The organism is Mycolicibacter sinensis, assembly GCF_001673565.1.
Classification (GTDB): Bacteria; Actinomycetota; Actinomycetes; order Mycobacteriales; family Mycobacteriaceae; genus Mycobacterium; species Mycobacterium sinense_C.
Genome location: NZ_LZMF01000133.1, coordinates 16,278 through 31,710 on the forward strand (window position 1 = coordinate 16,278; position 15,433 = coordinate 31,710).

13 protein-coding genes are annotated in these 15,433 nt (G+C 67.4%); 7 read left to right on the forward strand and 6 right to left on the reverse strand.

Annotated features, from left to right (window positions below; translation table 11 throughout):
* Together A5648_RS19145 and A5648_RS19150 are read left to right on the forward strand one after the other, a co-directional pair.
* Complete coding sequence (locus A5648_RS19145; RefSeq protein WP_065026075.1) at positions 1-1,050, forward strand: NAD-dependent epimerase/dehydratase family protein; 1,050 nt, start codon at positions 1-3, stop codon at positions 1,048-1,050.
* Complete coding sequence (locus tag A5648_RS19150; protein WP_065026062.1) at positions 1,047-2,171, forward strand: AI-2E family transporter; 1,125 nt, start codon at positions 1,047-1,049, stop codon at positions 2,169-2,171. The genes A5648_RS19145 and A5648_RS19150 overlap by 4 nt, the downstream gene beginning before the upstream one ends.
* On the opposite strand, the gene A5648_RS19155 is transcribed toward A5648_RS19150, so the two are convergent.
* The gene (locus A5648_RS19155) at positions 2,154-2,783 is read right to left on the reverse strand and encodes a DUF4245 domain-containing protein (RefSeq protein ID WP_065026063.1); all 630 of its coding nucleotides are present in this window, start codon (positions 2,781-2,783) and stop codon (positions 2,154-2,156) included. The genes A5648_RS19150 and A5648_RS19155 overlap by 18 nt on opposite strands.
* Before the next feature lie 56 nt (positions 2,784-2,839).
* On the opposite strand from A5648_RS19155, the gene glpX reads away from it, so the two are divergent.
* From glpX to A5648_RS19175, 4 genes are all read left to right on the forward strand, one after another.
* Entirely contained in the window at positions 2,840-3,871 is a 1,032-nt protein-coding gene (gene glpX, locus A5648_RS19160; RefSeq protein ID WP_207511771.1) for a class II fructose-bisphosphatase, read from the forward strand.
* Between the two features lie 26 nt (positions 3,872-3,897).
* Positions 3,898-5,295, forward strand: coding sequence for a class II fumarate hydratase (locus tag A5648_RS19165; RefSeq protein ID WP_065026065.1), 1,398 nt, complete (start codon positions 3,898-3,900; stop codon positions 5,293-5,295).
* Between the two features lie 8 nt (positions 5,296-5,303).
* On the forward strand, positions 5,304-6,638 hold the full coding sequence (locus A5648_RS19170; protein ID WP_109470854.1) for an MFS transporter: 1,335 nt from the start codon (positions 5,304-5,306) through the stop codon (positions 6,636-6,638).
* 348 nt (positions 6,639-6,986) lie between these two features.
* Positions 6,987-8,294 (forward strand): adenylate/guanylate cyclase domain-containing protein, encoded by a 1,308-nt coding sequence (locus A5648_RS19175; RefSeq protein WP_065026067.1) that lies wholly within the window; start codon positions 6,987-6,989, stop codon positions 8,292-8,294.
* A gap of 252 nt (positions 8,295-8,546) precedes the next feature.
* Here the strand turns inward: A5648_RS19175 and A5648_RS19180 are convergent, their stop codons facing one another.
* The 5 genes from A5648_RS19180 to A5648_RS19200 form a co-directional block, all read right to left on the reverse strand.
* Complete coding sequence (locus A5648_RS19180; protein WP_234787482.1) at positions 8,547-9,350, reverse strand: polysaccharide deacetylase family protein; 804 nt, start codon at positions 9,348-9,350, stop codon at positions 8,547-8,549.
* Between the two features lie 62 nt (positions 9,351-9,412).
* Complete coding sequence (locus A5648_RS19185; protein ID WP_065026076.1) at positions 9,413-10,720, reverse strand: PhoH family protein; 1,308 nt, start codon at positions 10,718-10,720, stop codon at positions 9,413-9,415.
* 196 nt (positions 10,721-10,916) lie between these two features.
* Positions 10,917-11,744: an acyl-ACP desaturase gene (locus A5648_RS19190; protein ID WP_065026069.1), complete on the reverse strand. Its 828-nt coding sequence runs from the start codon at positions 11,742-11,744 to the stop codon at positions 10,917-10,919.
* Between the two features lie 105 nt (positions 11,745-11,849).
* Positions 11,850-13,124: a serine hydroxymethyltransferase gene (glyA, locus tag A5648_RS19195; RefSeq protein WP_065026070.1), complete on the reverse strand. Its 1,275-nt coding sequence runs from the start codon at positions 13,122-13,124 to the stop codon at positions 11,850-11,852.
* A 46-nt stretch (positions 13,125-13,170) separates the two neighbouring features.
* Positions 13,171-14,376, reverse strand: a complete 1,206-nt coding sequence (locus A5648_RS19200) for a DUF885 domain-containing protein (protein WP_065026071.1) — start codon at positions 14,374-14,376, stop codon at positions 13,171-13,173.
* A gap of 45 nt (positions 14,377-14,421) precedes the next feature.
* Between A5648_RS19200 and coaA the strand changes: the two genes are divergently transcribed.
* Complete coding sequence (gene coaA, locus A5648_RS19205; protein ID WP_065026072.1) at positions 14,422-15,360, forward strand: type I pantothenate kinase; 939 nt, start codon at positions 14,422-14,424, stop codon at positions 15,358-15,360.
* The last annotated feature ends 73 nt before the right edge of the window (positions 15,361-15,433 follow it).

The window sequence follows — 15,433 nt, forward strand, 5'->3', positions numbered from 1 at the left end:
GTGGGCACGGTGTTGGTGACCGGCGCATTCGGTCTGGTCGGTTCGGCAGTGGTGCGGCAGTTGGCCGCGGACGGCCGAAGCGTTGTCGCAACAGATCTCGACATCCCAGCCAATCGCAAAGCGGCGGCGGCACTGCCGAAATCGGTAACGGTGCGATATGCCGACCTCACTGACGCCGCGGCGGTCGATGAGCTCGTCGCCACCGTTGAACCCGTCGCGATCATCCATCTGGCCGCGGTGATCCCACCGCTGATCTATTCGCGCCGCAAGCTGGCCTACCGGGTCAACGTCGAGGCGACCGGGCACCTGCTTGCCGCGGCGGCGCAGCAACCCGACCCGCCGCGCTTCGTGCAGGCCTCCAGCATCGCGGTGTACGGCTCCCGCAACCCACACACCGTCTCCGGCGTGCTGACCGCCGACACCCCGACCAATCCGGCCGACGTCTACGGCGACCACAAAGTGCAGGCCGAACAACTGGTTCGTGATTCCACGCTGGACTGGGTGATCCTGCGGCTCGGCGGAGTGCTCGCCGTCGACCTGGGCTCCAGCATCAATCTCGACAGCCTGTATTTCGAGCAGTTGCTCCCGTCCGACGGCAGACTGCAAACCGTGGACGTGCGGGACGTCGCCTCGGCGTTCGTCGCGGCCACCACCGCACCCGTGGTCGGCGAGACCCTACTGATCGGCGGCGACGACACCCACCGCCAGCTGCAAGGCGACATCGCGCCGGCGATGGCCGCAGCAATGGGATTGGTCAACGGGATCCCCGCGGGCCTGCCCGGCAACCCCGACAGCGACGACGACTGGTTCAACACCGACTGGATGGACACCAGTCGCGCCCAGGAGGCGCTGGGCTTCCAGCACCACTCCTGGCCGCAGATGTTGGCGGAGACGACCGCGAAGGCCGGCCCACAGCGCTACCTGCTCAGGATGGTTGCTCCGTTGGCTCACGTCGTCCTGCGCTGGCGCGCGCCCTACTTCGGCACCGGCAAGAAGTTCGCCGATCCGTGGCGGGCCATCGCTGACAAGTGGGACGACCCGCGCCCGTGAACTCCGACTTCTCCCCTACTCAGCGGCGTGCCCTTGCGGTCTTCACCGTTATCGCACTGCTGTTCGGGGCGTACTTCCTGCGAACCTTTTTCGTGCTGATCGTGGTGGCCGCGGTGGGTGCCTACCTGTTCACCCCGCTGTTCCGCGCCCTGGGCCGACGGCTGCCGACCGGCCTGGCGGCCACCGGCACGCTGCTGGCCGCGCTGATCGCCGTCATCGTCCCGGTCAGCCTGACGATCTTTCTGGCCGTCATGCAGATCACCCGCACCGCCGGCGACGTGGCGGAGTGGGTGCAGTCCACCGATCCCAACACCCTCGGCGACAAGGTGCTCACGTTCGTCAACGGCCTGCTGGAGCGGATTCCGTTCGTGCACGTCCAGCTGACCATGGACTCGCTGCGCGGGGCGATGGTCAATGTGGCGCAGCGGGGCGGCGAAATGCTGCTGCAGGTGCTGCAGGGCGCCGTCGGAGGTTTCGTCGGGGCGATCACCGCGGCCATCATCTTCTTGTACGTGTTCCTCGCGCTGCTGACCCACCGCGAGGAACTGCACACCCTGATCGGCCAGCTCAACCCGCTCGGTGCCGACGTCACCGATCTATACCTGGCCAAAATGGGCTCGATGGTGCGCGGCACCGTCGGCGGGCAGTTCGTCATCGCGTTCTGCCAAGGGGTGGCCGGGGCCGCCTCGATCTACATCGGCGGGTTCCACCAGGCGTTCTTCATCTTCGCGATCCTGCTGACGGCGTTGTCGGTGATCCCGCTCGGCGGGGGCATCGTCACCATCCCGTTCGGCGTGGGCATGGCACTGTTCGGCAACGTCGTCGGCGGGGTGTTCGTGGTGGCGTTCCACCTGATCGTCGTCACCAACATCGACAACGTCCTGCGGCCGATCCTGGTGCCGCGCGACGCCCGGCTCAACTCGGCATTGATGCTGCTGGCGGTTTTCGCCGGGATCGCCATGTTCGGCTTCTGGGGCATCGTGATCGGCCCGGTGGTGATGATCATCATCGTCACCACCATCGACGTCTACCTGGCGGTGTATCACGGCGTGGAGTTGCAGACCGAAGATGAGGAGCCCAAGCCGCGACGGTGGCGCCTCCCGCTACCGGGTCGTCGGTAGCGGCGCCTGCGTTTGCACGGCCGCCGCCAGAACGCGGAACTGCTCGGCAGCGGCCGCACCGGTGATCGCCAGCTGCGCCGGGCCGCCCGTAGAGGTCAACCGGGTGGTCCACACCGGCTCGCCCTCGCCCTGGTAGACCACCCAGCCGGTGCCGTCGACGTCCTCGCTACCGGTGGCATGCAGTCCGGGGCGGATCGCGGTGACCAGCGCGGTCTCGTCGGCGTCGCTCTGGGTCAGGCTGACATACATCCCGGTCGGGGTGATGTAGCCGACTCTCGAGGTGACCGCGCGCAGCCGCTGGCCTTTACCGTCGGTGCGGCCGTCGGTGATGCTGCCCCGACTGCCGGAGTTGGGTTGCCAGCCTTCCGGCAGCGCCGGCAGCCGGACGGGAAACCCGAGCGTCTGCGCATCGGCGTTCAGCGCGGCGACGGCATCGTAGGAGGGCACCGGCCCGGGCGACATGCCGCCGGGATGAAACGAGCACGTCCCGGCCACCCCGGCCAGCACGATGCAGGCTAGGACCAGCGGCGCGATCGACCAGAACATGTCGCGGCCGTCCTGCAGCAGGCGTGGTTTGGCGGGTCTCGGCGCCGGCTGGGGCTCTGTGCTCACGGATGCCAGTATCCCAGCTCCGGGCCGTCCATCCTGTTCTGGGACAATCAACAACCATGACCGCACCTCCTCGCCGTGAACCCCCAGACCGCAACCTGGCCTTGGAGCTGGTGCGGGTGACCGAGGCCGGCGCCATGGCCGCCGGCCGGTGGGTCGGCCGCGGCGACAAGGAGGGCGGGGACGGCGCGGCCGTCGACGCGATGCGCGAACTGGTGAACTCGGTGTCGATGCGCGGCGTCGTGGTGATCGGCGAGGGCGAGAAGGACCACGCGCCGATGCTCTACAACGGGGAGGAAGTCGGCAACGGCGACGGACCCGACTGCGACTTCGCCGTCGACCCGATCGACGGCACCACCTTGATGAGCAAGGGCATGCCCAACGCCATCTCCGTGCTGGCGGTGGCCGAACGCGGCGCGATGTTCGACCCGTCGGCGGTGTTCTACATGAACAAGATCGCGGTCGGCCCCGAGGCCGCCGACGTCCTGGACATCACCAAGCCGATCACCGAGAACATCAAGGCGGTCGCCAAGGTCAAGGGCCTGTCGCCGCGCGACATGACGGTGTGCATTCTGGACCGGCCTCGGCACGCGCAGCTCATCCACGACGTGCGGGCCGCCGGCGCGCGCATCCGGCTGATCACCGACGGCGACGTGGCCGGCGCGATCGCGGCGTGCCGGCCCGACTCGGGCACCGACATGTTGGCCGGTATCGGCGGCACCCCGGAGGGCATCATCGCCGCCGCAGCGATCCGCTGCATGGGCGGTGAGATCCAGGCCCAGCTGGCGCCCACCGACGACGCCGAGCGGCAGAAGGCCGTCGACGCCGGCTACGACCTGGACGAGGTGCTGACCACCGAGCACCTGGTCTCCGGCGACAACGTGTTCTTCTGCGCCACCGGCGTCACCGACGGCGACCTGCTCAAGGGTGTGCGCTACTACCCCGGCGGCTGCACCACGCAATCGATCGTGATGCGCTCGAAGTCCGGCACGGTCCGGATGATCGAGGCATATCACCGGCTGTCGAAGCTCAACGAGTATTCGGCGGTCGACTTCACCGGCGACGCACACGCCGCCTACCCCCTGCCCTGACGACGTCAAGCGAGGACCTGAAACCTATGAGCGACACCGAATACCGCATCGAACACGACACCATGGGCGAGGTCCGGGTGCCGGTGAATGCGCTGTGGCGCGCACAGACCCAGCGGGCGGTGGAGAACTTCCCGATCTCCGGTCGCGGCCTGGAGCGCACCCAGATCCGGGCGCTCGGCCTGCTGAAGGGCGCGTGCGCGCAGGTGAACGCCGACCTGGGACTACTGGCGCGCGAGAAGGCCGACGCGATCAAGGCCGCCGCCGCTGAGATCGCCGACGGTAAGCACGACGACCAGTTCCCCATCGACGTGTTCCAGACCGGCTCGGGCACCAGCTCGAACATGAACACAAACGAGGTGATCGCCTCGATCGCGGCCGCCAACGGCGTCACGGTGCACCCCAACGACGACGTGAACATGTCGCAGTCGTCCAACGACACCTTCCCGACCGCCACCCACATCGCGGCCACCGAAGCCGCGGTGCGCCACCTGATTCCGGCACTGCAGGTGCTGCACGACGCGCTGGACGCCAAGGCGACCGAATGGCGCACCGTGGTGAAGTCGGGCCGCACTCACCTGATGGACGCCGTTCCGGTGACGCTGGGCCAGGAGTTCTCCGGCTATGCCCGCCAGATCGCCGCCGGCATCGAGCGGGTGCAGTCGACGCTGCCCCGCCTGGGTGAGCTGGCGATCGGCGGCACCGCCGTCGGTACCGGACTGAACGCTCCGGAAGGCTTCGGCGCCAAGGTGGTCGAGGTACTGGTCGCCGAGACCGGCATCACCGAGCTGCGCACCGCGGCGAACTCGTTCGAAGCCCAGGCGGCGCGTGACGGTCTGGTCGAGGCGTCCGGGGCGCTGCGCACCATCGCGGTGTCGCTGACCAAGATCGCCAACGACATCCGCTGGATGGGCTCGGGCCCGCTGACCGGGCTTGCCGAGATTCAGCTGCCCGACCTGCAGCCGGGCAGCTCGATCATGCCGGGCAAGGTGAATCCCGTTCTGCCCGAGGCAGTCACCCAGGTGGCGGCTCAGGTGATCGGCAACGACGCGGCGATCGCCTGGGGCGGCGGCAACGGTGCCTTCGAGCTCAACGTCTACATCCCGATGATGGCCCGCAACACGCTGGAGTCCTTCAAGCTGCTGACCAACGTCTCGCGGCTGTTCGCCGAGCGCTGCATCGTCGGACTGGTCGCCAATGAGGAGCACCTGCGCGAGCTCGCCGAGTCCAGCCCGTCGATCGTGACGCCGCTGAACTCCGCGATCGGCTACGAGGAGGCCGCCGCGGTGGCCAAGCAGGCTCTCAAGGAGCGCAAGACGATTCGCCAGACGGTGATCGACCGCGGCCTGATCGGCGACAAGCTCTCGGAGGCCGAGCTGGACAAGCGCCTCGACGTGCTGGCGATGGCCAAGGTGAAGGACGCCTAAGCCAGCTGATGACCGCCGATCACGCCGCTCCCGCAGCGGCCAAGTCGGCGACGGCGAAGGTCACCCGTCGACTGATCCCCTTCCTGGGGCTGCTGTACTTCGTCAACTACCTCGACCGTGTCAATATCGGGTTCGCCGGGCCCAATGGCATGAACGACGAACTCGGCATGACCGCGACGATGTTCGGTTTCGCCTCGGGGATCTTCTTCTTCGGCTACTTGTTCCTGGAGATTCCCAGCAACATCGCACTGCATCGGTTCGGCGGCCGGCGTTGGCTGGCCCGGATCATGCTGACCTGGGGAATCGTCAGCACCGCAATCGCTTTCGTGCCCAACGCACCGACGCTTGTGGTGCTGCGGTTCCTGCTGGGAGTGGCCGAGGCCGGATTTTTTCCGGGGATCATCCTCTATCTGACGTTCTGGTTCCCCGAAAAGCAGCGGTCCCGGGCGATCTCGCTGTTCATGGTGGCGGTACCGGTGTCGACGGCGGTCGGCTCCACCTTGTCCTCATTGGTCATCGACTGGGGCCAGGGCATTTTCGGTCTTGCCGGCTGGCGTGTCATGTTCTTGGTCGAGGGACTGCCCGCGATCGTGCTCGCGTTCGCGTGCTGGTTCTACCTGACCGACCGGCCTGCGCAGGCACGCTGGTTGTCCGTCGATGAGAGGCAGTGGCTGGAGGAAACCCTGGCGAGTGAGCGGGCCGCGGCCGAGGCCGGGCGGCCTTGGCCGCTCAAGAAGGCGCTGAGCCATCCCCGGATGCTGGCGCTGGCGTTCGTCTATTTCGGGGTCGTCTACGGGCTCTACGCCGTCGGATTCTTCCTGCCGACCATCGTCACCGGATTTGCCCAGCAGTACGGAACGCACCTGAGCATCATCGGAAGCGGCATCGTGACCGCCATCCCCTGGGCCATCGCAGCCGTGGTGATGGTGCCCTGGGCACGGCACGCTGACCGGACCGGGGAACGCGTCTGGCATGTGGCGATCCCTGCGATCGTCGGGGGTGTGAGCATCCCGGCGGCGCTGTACATGGCCAACCCGTACCTGGCGATGGTCGCGATCACGGTGTCGACGTGCTCGATCATGTGCGCGATGCCGGTGTTCTGGGCGCTGCCGTCGACGTTCCTCACCGGTACGGCGGCGGCCGGCGGGATCGCCTTGATCAATTCCCTGGGCAACCTCAGCGGCTTCGGCGGTCCCTACGTCACGGGCTTTCTGACGGATCTGACCGGCAGCAACAAGGCCGGCCTGTGGGTGGTCGGGGCATTCTCGCTGGTTGCCGCCGGATTGGTCGTCTTCCTGGGTTCTGCTCCGAAGCAGAAGCGGGACAACCTCATTGAAGCGTAGCTTCGGCTAGAACGGTGGAGGAATCGTCGCCGCCGGTGCCGGGTGTTATCTGGGGGAACAGGGCGGCGTGGCGGGCGGTTCGGCGGGCTTCGCGGGCTTTCCGGTTCTGGTTGCGTTCGGTGTTGATGCGGGCCGCCCGGTCAGCAGCGCACTACCCGCGGTGGTGACATAGCTGCGCCCCGCCGGCGCCGTCAAGATCACCGTGCCGTCCAGCAACTGGGCATCGCGTCAGCCCCACAAAGTCTTCACCAGATGATGGCAACGACTGCGTTAAGTACATTTCAGAGCAACGCTCTTGAACAACATAAACGCTGTCGACGCCCGGACCCCGGGACTTAGACTTCCGCAATGTTCTCGGAAACGCGCTATGCGATGAACGGGGATTTGCGCGTTGCCTACCGCACGTCAGGTGAAGGTCCGCGCGACATCGTGTTCGTGCCGACCTGGTGCACAAACTGTGAAATCTTTCCTGAGATCCCGTCGTTGCAAGGGTGGCTCGAGGCGATTACATCGCTCGGTCGGCTCATCTTCTTAGATCAGCCCGGCACAGGAGTCTCCGATCCGGTGATGCCCGGAGCGATGCCGACCTTGGAGCAATGGGCCGACAGCATCACCGCGGTGCTCGACGATTTGGGAATTGGTCAAGCGGTCCTTCTCGCTCACGCTGCCGGGTTCCCGACAGGGGCGCTATTCGCCGCGACTCATCCGTCACGTACAGCCGCGCTACTGGTCCTGGAGGGCCGCGCCCGAAGTCTCGGTGATGACACCGTCGATTACTTCAGGTCCGTTTGGCTTCCGAAGTGGGGCACGGGAAGATTAATGCCCGTCATGAACCCCGACATGCCGTGGAACGAAGAGATCCGAGTGTCGTGGGGCCGCCACGAACGCCTGGCGGCGAGCCCTCGGGACTTTTCACTCATCACGCCCACCCTCGTCGGAGGGGATGTGCGGGCAGTGCTTCCAACAATCCGTGTGCCCACGCTCGTCATCCACCACTCCGAGTGCCAGATCTTTTCCACTGATCAAGTTAAGTACGTCGCCGAGCAGATACCAGGTGCGAAGTACGTCGAACTTCCCGGGCGAAACTTTCTGCACTTCGTGGAACCGTGGCGGCCATCGTTCCAGGAGATCGCCGAGTTTCTCACCGGACACCAGCCCGACGTGCCAGATGATCGGGTGCTTGCGACTGTGTTGTTCACCGACATCGTGGATTCGACCCGCCGGGCCGCCGAGATGGGTGACCGTGACTGGCATGCGCTGCTTGATGCCCACGACGCCGTGGTGCGGTCACAACTCGCTCGTTTCCGCGGCCGTGAGGTGAATACCTCCGGAGACAGTTTCCTGGCGATGTTCGATGGTCCGCAGCGAGGGATTCGCTGCGCCATGGCCATTCGGGATGCGGTGCAGACGTTGGGCATCGCGGTGCGCGCGGGGTTGCACACCGGGGAGTGCGAGGTTCGCGGAGACGACATCGGCGGGATCGGCGTGCACATCGGGGCGCGCGTGGCCGCGCTGGCGGGGGCGAACGAGGTGCTGGTGTCGAGCACGCTGCGTGATCTGGTGATCGGGTCGGGACTCGCGTTCGAGGACCGCGGCGCCCACACGCTCAAGGGCGTGCCCGGCGAATGGCACCTCTTCGCCGTCGCGTCTCCGTAGCGGACTTGGCAGCGATCGCTTCGATGCGATCGACCACCGGTGCCGGCCGGCAACACGAACCTCGAAACCGGCAGTCCGCCTGTCTCTCTTAGGGCTTCGAGGTCCTGGAGGGACCTGATTGATCAGCGCGGCACCGCGCTGCCAGATCCGCGGCTGCACCGTCGCCTCGACTAGCGCGAGTTTGAGTTCCTCGTTCTCTTGCCGAATATTTATGACCCACGCCGCGATCAGGGCAGGACACCGCGGAGTTGGTCACGCCCCGTTGTTCGGGCCCCCGGAATTCGCCCCGGCGATGTCGGTGATCGGGAAGTTCGGCATCGGCGGCGGCGACGGCGTCGCCGGCAGCCCCGGGATGTCGCCGGGCGGGATGTCGTGCAGGTCGCTGACCGGTGGGCCGTTGTCCCGGCTTCCGTACACGCTGCCCGGTGCGCGCGGCCCGAGCAGCTCGCCGACCGTAACCATGTGGTAGCCATTGGCTTTCAGCACCGGCAGGAATTGGTAGACCAGATCGACGGTGGACGAGTAGGTGTCGTGGAACAACACCACCGAGCCTGGCTTGATCTGGGTCATCAGCATGTAGCGGGTGGCGGCGGTGTCGGCGTCGTTGATCCAGTCGAACGGGATGACGTCCCAGAGGATTCCGGCCAAACCGAACGTCGTGGCCTGGGCATTCACCGCGTCATTGGTGAGCCCGCCGGGCGGGCGCCACAGCGTCGGCGTGGAACCGGTCGCCGAGCGGATCGCGTCGTTGGCCCGGCTGAACTGGGCAGGCACGTCCGCCGACGGGATCGTGGTCATGTTCGGGTGTTCCCAGGTGTGGCTGCCGATCTCCATCCCGGCTTCGGCGATCCGCGCGGCGCCGGCCGGGTCGGCCGCCACCTTGTTGCCGATCAGGAAGAACGTCGCGCGGGCGTCGGCGTCGTTCAAGATCCGCAACAGCCGGTCGGTGTAGGGCGACGGCCCGTCGTCGAAGGTCAGCGCCACACACTTGACCACCGCGCAGTCCACCGGACCGGCGGCGGCGTGGTGGGCCGGGGCGGCACACGCAGCTACCACCGCAAGAGCGATCAGACCGGCAAGCACTCGCAGACACTGCACGCGGGCAGCCTACCGGGGACTCAGCGCAGATCGGGGCCGCTGATCTCCTCGAGCATCTCGGTGACCAGCGCGGCGATCGGCGAACGCTCACTGCGCAGCAGCGTGATGTGGGCGAACAGCGGGTGACCCTTGAGCTTCTCGATCACCGCGGCGATACCGTCGTGCCGGCCGACCCGCAGGTTGTCGCGCTGGGCGACGTCGTGGGTGAGCACCACCCGCGACCCGGTGCCCAGCCGCGACAGCACCGTCAGCAGCACGTTGCGCTCCAGCGACTGGGCCTCGTCGACGATCACGAACGAGTCGTGCAGCGACCGGCCCCGGATGTGGGTCAGCGGCAGCACTTCGAGCATGCCGCGGGACAGCACCTCCTCGAGCACCGCCGGGCTGGCCAGACCTTCCAGGGTGTCGAACACCGCTTGGGCCCAGGGGCCCATCTTCTCGTTCTCGGAGCCGGGCAGGTAGCCGAGTTCCTGGCCGCCGACGGCGTACAGCGGGCGGAACACCACCACCTTGCGCTGCGTGCGCCGCTCCAGGACCGCTTCCAGGCCGGCGCACAGTGCTAGCGCGGACTTACCGGTGCCGGCTTTACCGCCGAGTGAGACGATGCCTACCGACTCGTCGAGCAGCAGATCCAGTGCCACCCGCTGCTCGGCGGAGCGACCGCGCAGCCCGAAGGCCTCCCGGTCACCTCGGACCAGCTGCACTCGCTTGGCCGCGTTGACCCGGCCCAGTGCATGCGAGCTACCGCCGAGCAGGCGAACTCCGGTGTGGCACGGCAGATCCCGCGCGGATGCCAGGTCGATCTCGCCCTCGTCGAACAGGGCGTCGATGTCATCGACGGACGCCTCGACCTCGTCCATCCCGGTCCAGCCGGAGACGATGACATCCTGGGCGTGGTATTCGTCGGCCGCCAGACCCACCGCGGCGGCCTTGACCCGCAACGGAATGTCCTTGCTCACCAACGTGACTCGTCGCCCCTCGGCGGCGAGGTTGGCGGCGCAGGTCAAGATCCGCGAGTCGTTGTCCTCGGTGCGAAACCCCGAGGGCAACACCGAAGGGTCGCTGTGGTTGAGCTCGACGTGCAGCCTACCGCCTTGGGTACCAACGGGAATCGGCTGATCCAGACGACCGTGCTCCAATCGCATATCGTCGAAGAGGCGCAGCGCCTGGCGGGCGAACCAGCCGAGCTCGTGATGGTGGCGTTTGGCCTCCAGCTCGCTGATCACCACCAGCGGGACGACGACTTCGTGCTCGGCGAACCGGGTGCAAGCCCACGGGTCCGATAGCAGCACGGAGGTGTCGAGCACGTACGTCCGGATTTCAGGCACTGAGCGCTCCAGCGGGTGAGGGCCCGCGCGACCCCGCGCGAGCAATTCGACGGGGTGATACGGCACCAGGACCAGGGCCGGTCCTGTCGAGTTCATGACCGGTGGTGCCGCCTAGACAGCAGAGCGTGTGGCTAGCCATCGATTGCGACGGTACCCCCGTCGACGGGCGCCCGCCGGGCAGGCGCGCCGGAGCTGATCAGCTGATAGCGAAGGCCTTCAGATCGGGGTGAGCGGCCAAGCCCCAGGCGCTGATCCGGTCGGAGATCACCCGGCGCAAATGGTCGGGCCCGAAGATGCCGGCTTCGGCGATTCCGGCCTGCCGGTCGGCGTAGGCGTCGATGTCGGCGCCGACGATCTTCAGCTCGGCGGCCCGAGCGGCGATGGCGGCCACCGTCTCCTCGGGCACGTAGTCCAGGCAGTGCGCGATCAGGTTGGCGAAGAACTCCTCGTGGCGTTCCTCGTCCCCGGCGATGCGGCCGATCAGACCCTTGAGCACCGGCTCGTCGGTCTCGTCGGCCAGGTTGCGGCAGAACTCGGCGCACGCGCGCTCGTAGAAGGCCATGAACACCAGCGTCTCGACCTGGCTGTAACGGTCGGCCCGATAGCCCTTCTGCACGTGCTCCATGCGAACACGCTCGTTTTCGTTCGGGTCGATCTCCCGGGTCACCATCAGGTACTCGCGCAGTGCGATGGCGTGCAGGTGCTCTTCGGCGGTCCACCGGCCGATCCAGCGTCCCCATTTGTCCTCAAGGATGAAGTGCTCGACCAGTTCGCGGTGGTAGCCGGCCAGGCTGTCCTTCTCGATGAGCAGGATCTCGCAGGCGTCGGTGATCACCGTGGGCAAGCTGACCTGCGACGGGTCCCAGTCCTTGCCGCCGAGGAAGGCGAAGTTCTCACCCTGCTCGAACGGCACGAAGTCGTGCGCGTACCAGGGGTCCACCGTGTCGATGTGACGGACCATGTTCGCGGCGACCACCGGTTCCAGCTCGCGAATCAGCGCATTAGCAACGGGACGTTGAGCCATGAAAGTAACTGTAACCCGAATTCACACTATCTTGTCAACTCGGCGGCGGCGTGTCCTCCACGGGCGATGCGGCCGGTCATCCACGGGCGACCCGCCGCGCCCGGGTCAGGCGAGCTTCCAGTCCTCCAGGCCGTCGTAGAGCGGGAAGTCCTGCGCCAGCTTGGCGACCCGGGCCCGCAGCGCCGGTACGTCGGCGGCCGAGCCGGCCGCCAGCGCGGTGGCGATGACATCGGCGACCTCGGTGAACTCGGCGTCGCCGAAGCCGCGGGCGGCCAACGCAGGGGTGCCCACCCGAAGCCCGGAGGTCACCATCGGCGGCCGCGGGTCGTTGGGTACCGCGTTGCGGTTGACGGTGATGCCCACCTCGTGCAGCAGATCCTCGGCCATCTGGCCGTCCAGCGGCGAGTCCCGCAGGTCGACGAGCACCAGGTGCACGTCGGTGCCGCCACTGACCACCGACACCCCCGCCTTGGCGACGTCGGCGGCCAGCAGGCGTTCGGCGATGATCTTGGCGCCGGAGAGCACCCGCTGCTGCCGCTCGGCGAATTCGGCGGTGCCGGCGATCTTGAGCGCGACGGCCTTGGCGGCGATCACGTGCATCAGCGGTCCGCCCTGCTGACCGGGGAAGACCGCTGAGTTGATCTGCTTGGCGAACTCCTTCTTGCCGACGATCAGCCCGGAGCGCGGGCCGCCGAGGGTCTTGTGCACGGTGGTGGACACCACCTGCGCGTGCGGCACCGGCGACGGGTGCAGGCCGGCGGCCACCAGCCCGGCGAAGTGCGCCATGTCCACCCACAGCGTCGCGTCCACCTCGTCGGCGATCGAGCGGAAGGCTTCGAAGTCGAGGACCCGCGGGTAGGCCGACCAGCCGGCGATGATCACCTTCGGCCTGAAGTCGAGCGCCTGCGCGCGAACCACGTCCATGTCGACGCGATGGGTGACCGGGTCGACGCCGTAGAAGGCGTTGTCGTAGAGCTTGCCGGAGAAGTTCAGCCGCATCCCGTGGGTCAGGTGCCCGCCGTTGGCGAGGTCCAGGCCCAGCAGCCGCTCACCGGGCTCCATCAGCGCCTGCAGCACCGCGGCGTTGGCCTGGGCACCCGAGTGCGGCTGGACGTTGGCGAACTCGGCGCCGAACAGTTCCTTGGCGCGGTCGCGGGCGATGTTCTCCACCACGTCGACGTGCTCACAGCCGCCGTAGTAGCGCCGGCCGGGCAAGCCCTCGGCGTATTTGTTGGTCAGGACGCTGCCGTGGGCCTGCAGCACCGCACGCGGCACGAAGTTCTCCGACGCGATCATCTCCAGGGTGTCGCGCTGGCGCCCCAGCTCCTTACCGAGCAGCTCGGCGATATCGGGGTCGAGCTCGGCCAGCGGGGTCGACATCGTGGAGGCGGGTCGGGTGTGCGGTGCGGCAGTCACGCGGGCCAGTCTATAGAGCCAGCTCGGCCCGTAGCGACGACGGGATCAGCGGCTCGTCGAGCAGCCGACCGAACCGCTCGGTGAGGTCCACCCCGGCCGGGCGGGAGTCCAGCCAGGAGCGCAGCAGCCGGTAGCCCTCCACGTATGTCGAGGTGTAGGCCCGCCACAGCGGCGACGACAGGAACCGCAGGGTTTGGCGGGCGCGATCGTCGGGGACCAGCAGCCAGCGACGCAGGTAGTCGGCCACCTCGTCGGCGTCGCGGTGCTCGTCGTGCAGCATCAGCGCCGCGTCTTGGCGCACATCGGCCAGCGCCGCCGCGGCCTCCGAGACCGCCTCGGCCCGCCCGCCGTCGAACCGCAGCCCCAGGTCGGCGTAGATCTCCGCGGCCCAGCCGCCCCAACCGGGGCCCACCGCGGCGTAGAGCGCCAGGTCGGCCAACCCCTCGGCCATCAGACACTGCGGGGTGTTGACCAGAAAAATGGTCTGCTCGGCCTGGCCCAGTTGCGCGACCAGCCCGGCTTCCTTGCGGCAGTGCTCGGTGTGATGGCCCGGGTAGGACTCGTGGGCCACCAGCCGCGGCAGGTTCGACATCAGCTGCTTGAGATCGGCGTTGACCGCCACCGTGGAGCGGTAGTCACCGTGGTAGTAGTTGAATCCCGACCAGGGCTTGTCGGTGACGACCTCGTAGGTGATGGCCTCGGTCTCCGGCAGCGGGAAGTGGACGCGCACCCGGTCGCGCAGCGCCGAGGAGAACGCGTGGATAGCCGCCTCGAGCCGTTCCGGCGGAATCTCCTCGGCCCGGCGGTGCGCGGCCATCCGGTCAGCTAAGGGGCCGGTCCCGCCCAATGCTTCGTCGAGTCGGGCATGCGCCTGCCGGTAGCGGTCGGTGTCACCCTTGGCGATGTCGACATCGAAGTAGTCGCGCACCTCGTCGACGAAACCGACCTGTTCCCCGGCGAACTTGCGCCCCGCGCACGCCAGCGCCCGCAGGTGCACCCGCAGGTAGTCGGCGCGCGCCTCCGGCAGACCACTCGGCAGCGCCGCGAGCAGCGTCTCGGCCTGGCGGGCCAGCGCGGCCGGCTCAGGCATCGGCTCGTTCTCGACACGTCGTCGCAGCGCCGGATCACCGGTGAAGGCGTCGACATAACCTGACTCGATCCGGTCGAAGCGCAGACCGAGCAGCAGGTATTCACGGGTCAATTCGGCGGGCTCCATACCCGATCAGGCTAACCGCCGGGGTTACTGCAAGACTGTACGGTCATGCGGCGGCTTAGCGAGCCGAGTCCCTATGTGGAGTTCGACCGACGTCAATGGCGGGCGCTGCGTATGTCGACGCCGATGCCGCTCACCGAAGAAGAGGTCGTGGCCCTGCGCGGCCTCGGTGAGCAGGTCGACCTGCTGGAGGTCGAAGAGGTTTATCTGCCGCTCGCGCGTCTGCTGCACCTGCAGGTCGCCGCTCGTCAGCAGCTGTTCGCCGCGACCTCGGAGTTCCTCGGTGAGCACGACCAGAACCCGGACCGGCCGGTGCCGTTCATCATCGGCGTGGCCGGCAGCGTCGCCGTCGGCAAGTCGACGACCGCCCGCGTGCTGCAGGCGCTGCTGGCCCGCTGGGGACACCATCCGCGGGTGGACCTAGTCACCACCGACGGATTCTTGTATCCCAACCACGAGTTGGAACGCCGGCACCTGATGCACCGCAAAGGGTTTCCGGAGAGCTATAACCGTCGTGCGCTGATGCGCTTCGTCACCTCGGTGAAGTCCGGGGCCGATTACGCCTGCGCGCCGGTGTACTCACACCTGAGCTATGACATCGTGCCCGGCGCCAAGCAGGTGGTCCGCCACCCCGACATCCTGATCCTCGAGGGCCTCAACGTCTTACAGACCGGGCCGACGCTGATGATCTCGGACCTGTTCGACTTCTCGCTGTACGTCGACGCCCGGGTGGAGGACATCGAGCACTGGTACGTCTCGCGCTTCCTGGCGATGCGCTCCACCTCGTTCGCCAACCCGGAGTCGCACTTCCACCACTACGCAGCGCTCAACGACCAGCAGGCGGTGACCGCCGCGCGCGACATCTGGCGTTCCATCAACCGGCCCAACCTGGTCGAGAACATCCTGCCCACCCGGCCGCGGGCCACGCTGGTGTTGCGCAAGGACGCCGATCACTCCATCAACCGGCTGCGGCTGCGCAAGCTTTAGACGGTATGGGGGGCTGGGGCCTCACTCACATGTGAACGTGGGTTGCCGACAGGAAATGGGTCCTGGCCGGTAG

What these genes read in the sequence shown, in the direction of transcription:
- A5648_RS19175 (WP_065026067.1), top strand. Translation starts at nt 6,987, where the DNA reads ATGTTCTCGGAAACGCGCTATGCGATGAACGGGGATTTGCGCGTTGCC.
- A5648_RS19190 (WP_065026069.1), bottom strand. Translation starts at nt 11,744, where the DNA reads ATGGCTCAACGTCCCGTTGCTAATGCGCTGATTCGCGAGCTGGAACCG.
- A5648_RS19165 (WP_065026065.1), top strand. Translation starts at nt 3,898, where the DNA reads ATGAGCGACACCGAATACCGCATCGAACACGACACCATGGGCGAGGTC.
- coaA (WP_065026072.1), top strand. Translation starts at nt 14,422, where the DNA reads ATGCGGCGGCTTAGCGAGCCGAGTCCCTATGTGGAGTTCGACCGACGT.
- A5648_RS19170 (WP_109470854.1), top strand. Translation starts at nt 5,304, where the DNA reads ATGACCGCCGATCACGCCGCTCCCGCAGCGGCCAAGTCGGCGACGGCG.
- A5648_RS19200 (WP_065026071.1), bottom strand. Translation starts at nt 14,376, where the DNA reads ATGGAGCCCGCCGAATTGACCCGTGAATACCTGCTGCTCGGTCTGCGC.
- glpX (WP_207511771.1), top strand. Translation starts at nt 2,840, where the DNA reads ATGACCGCACCTCCTCGCCGTGAACCCCCAGACCGCAACCTGGCCTTG.
- glyA (WP_065026070.1), bottom strand. Translation starts at nt 13,124, where the DNA reads ATGTCGACCCCGCTGGCCGAGCTCGACCCCGATATCGCCGAGCTGCTC.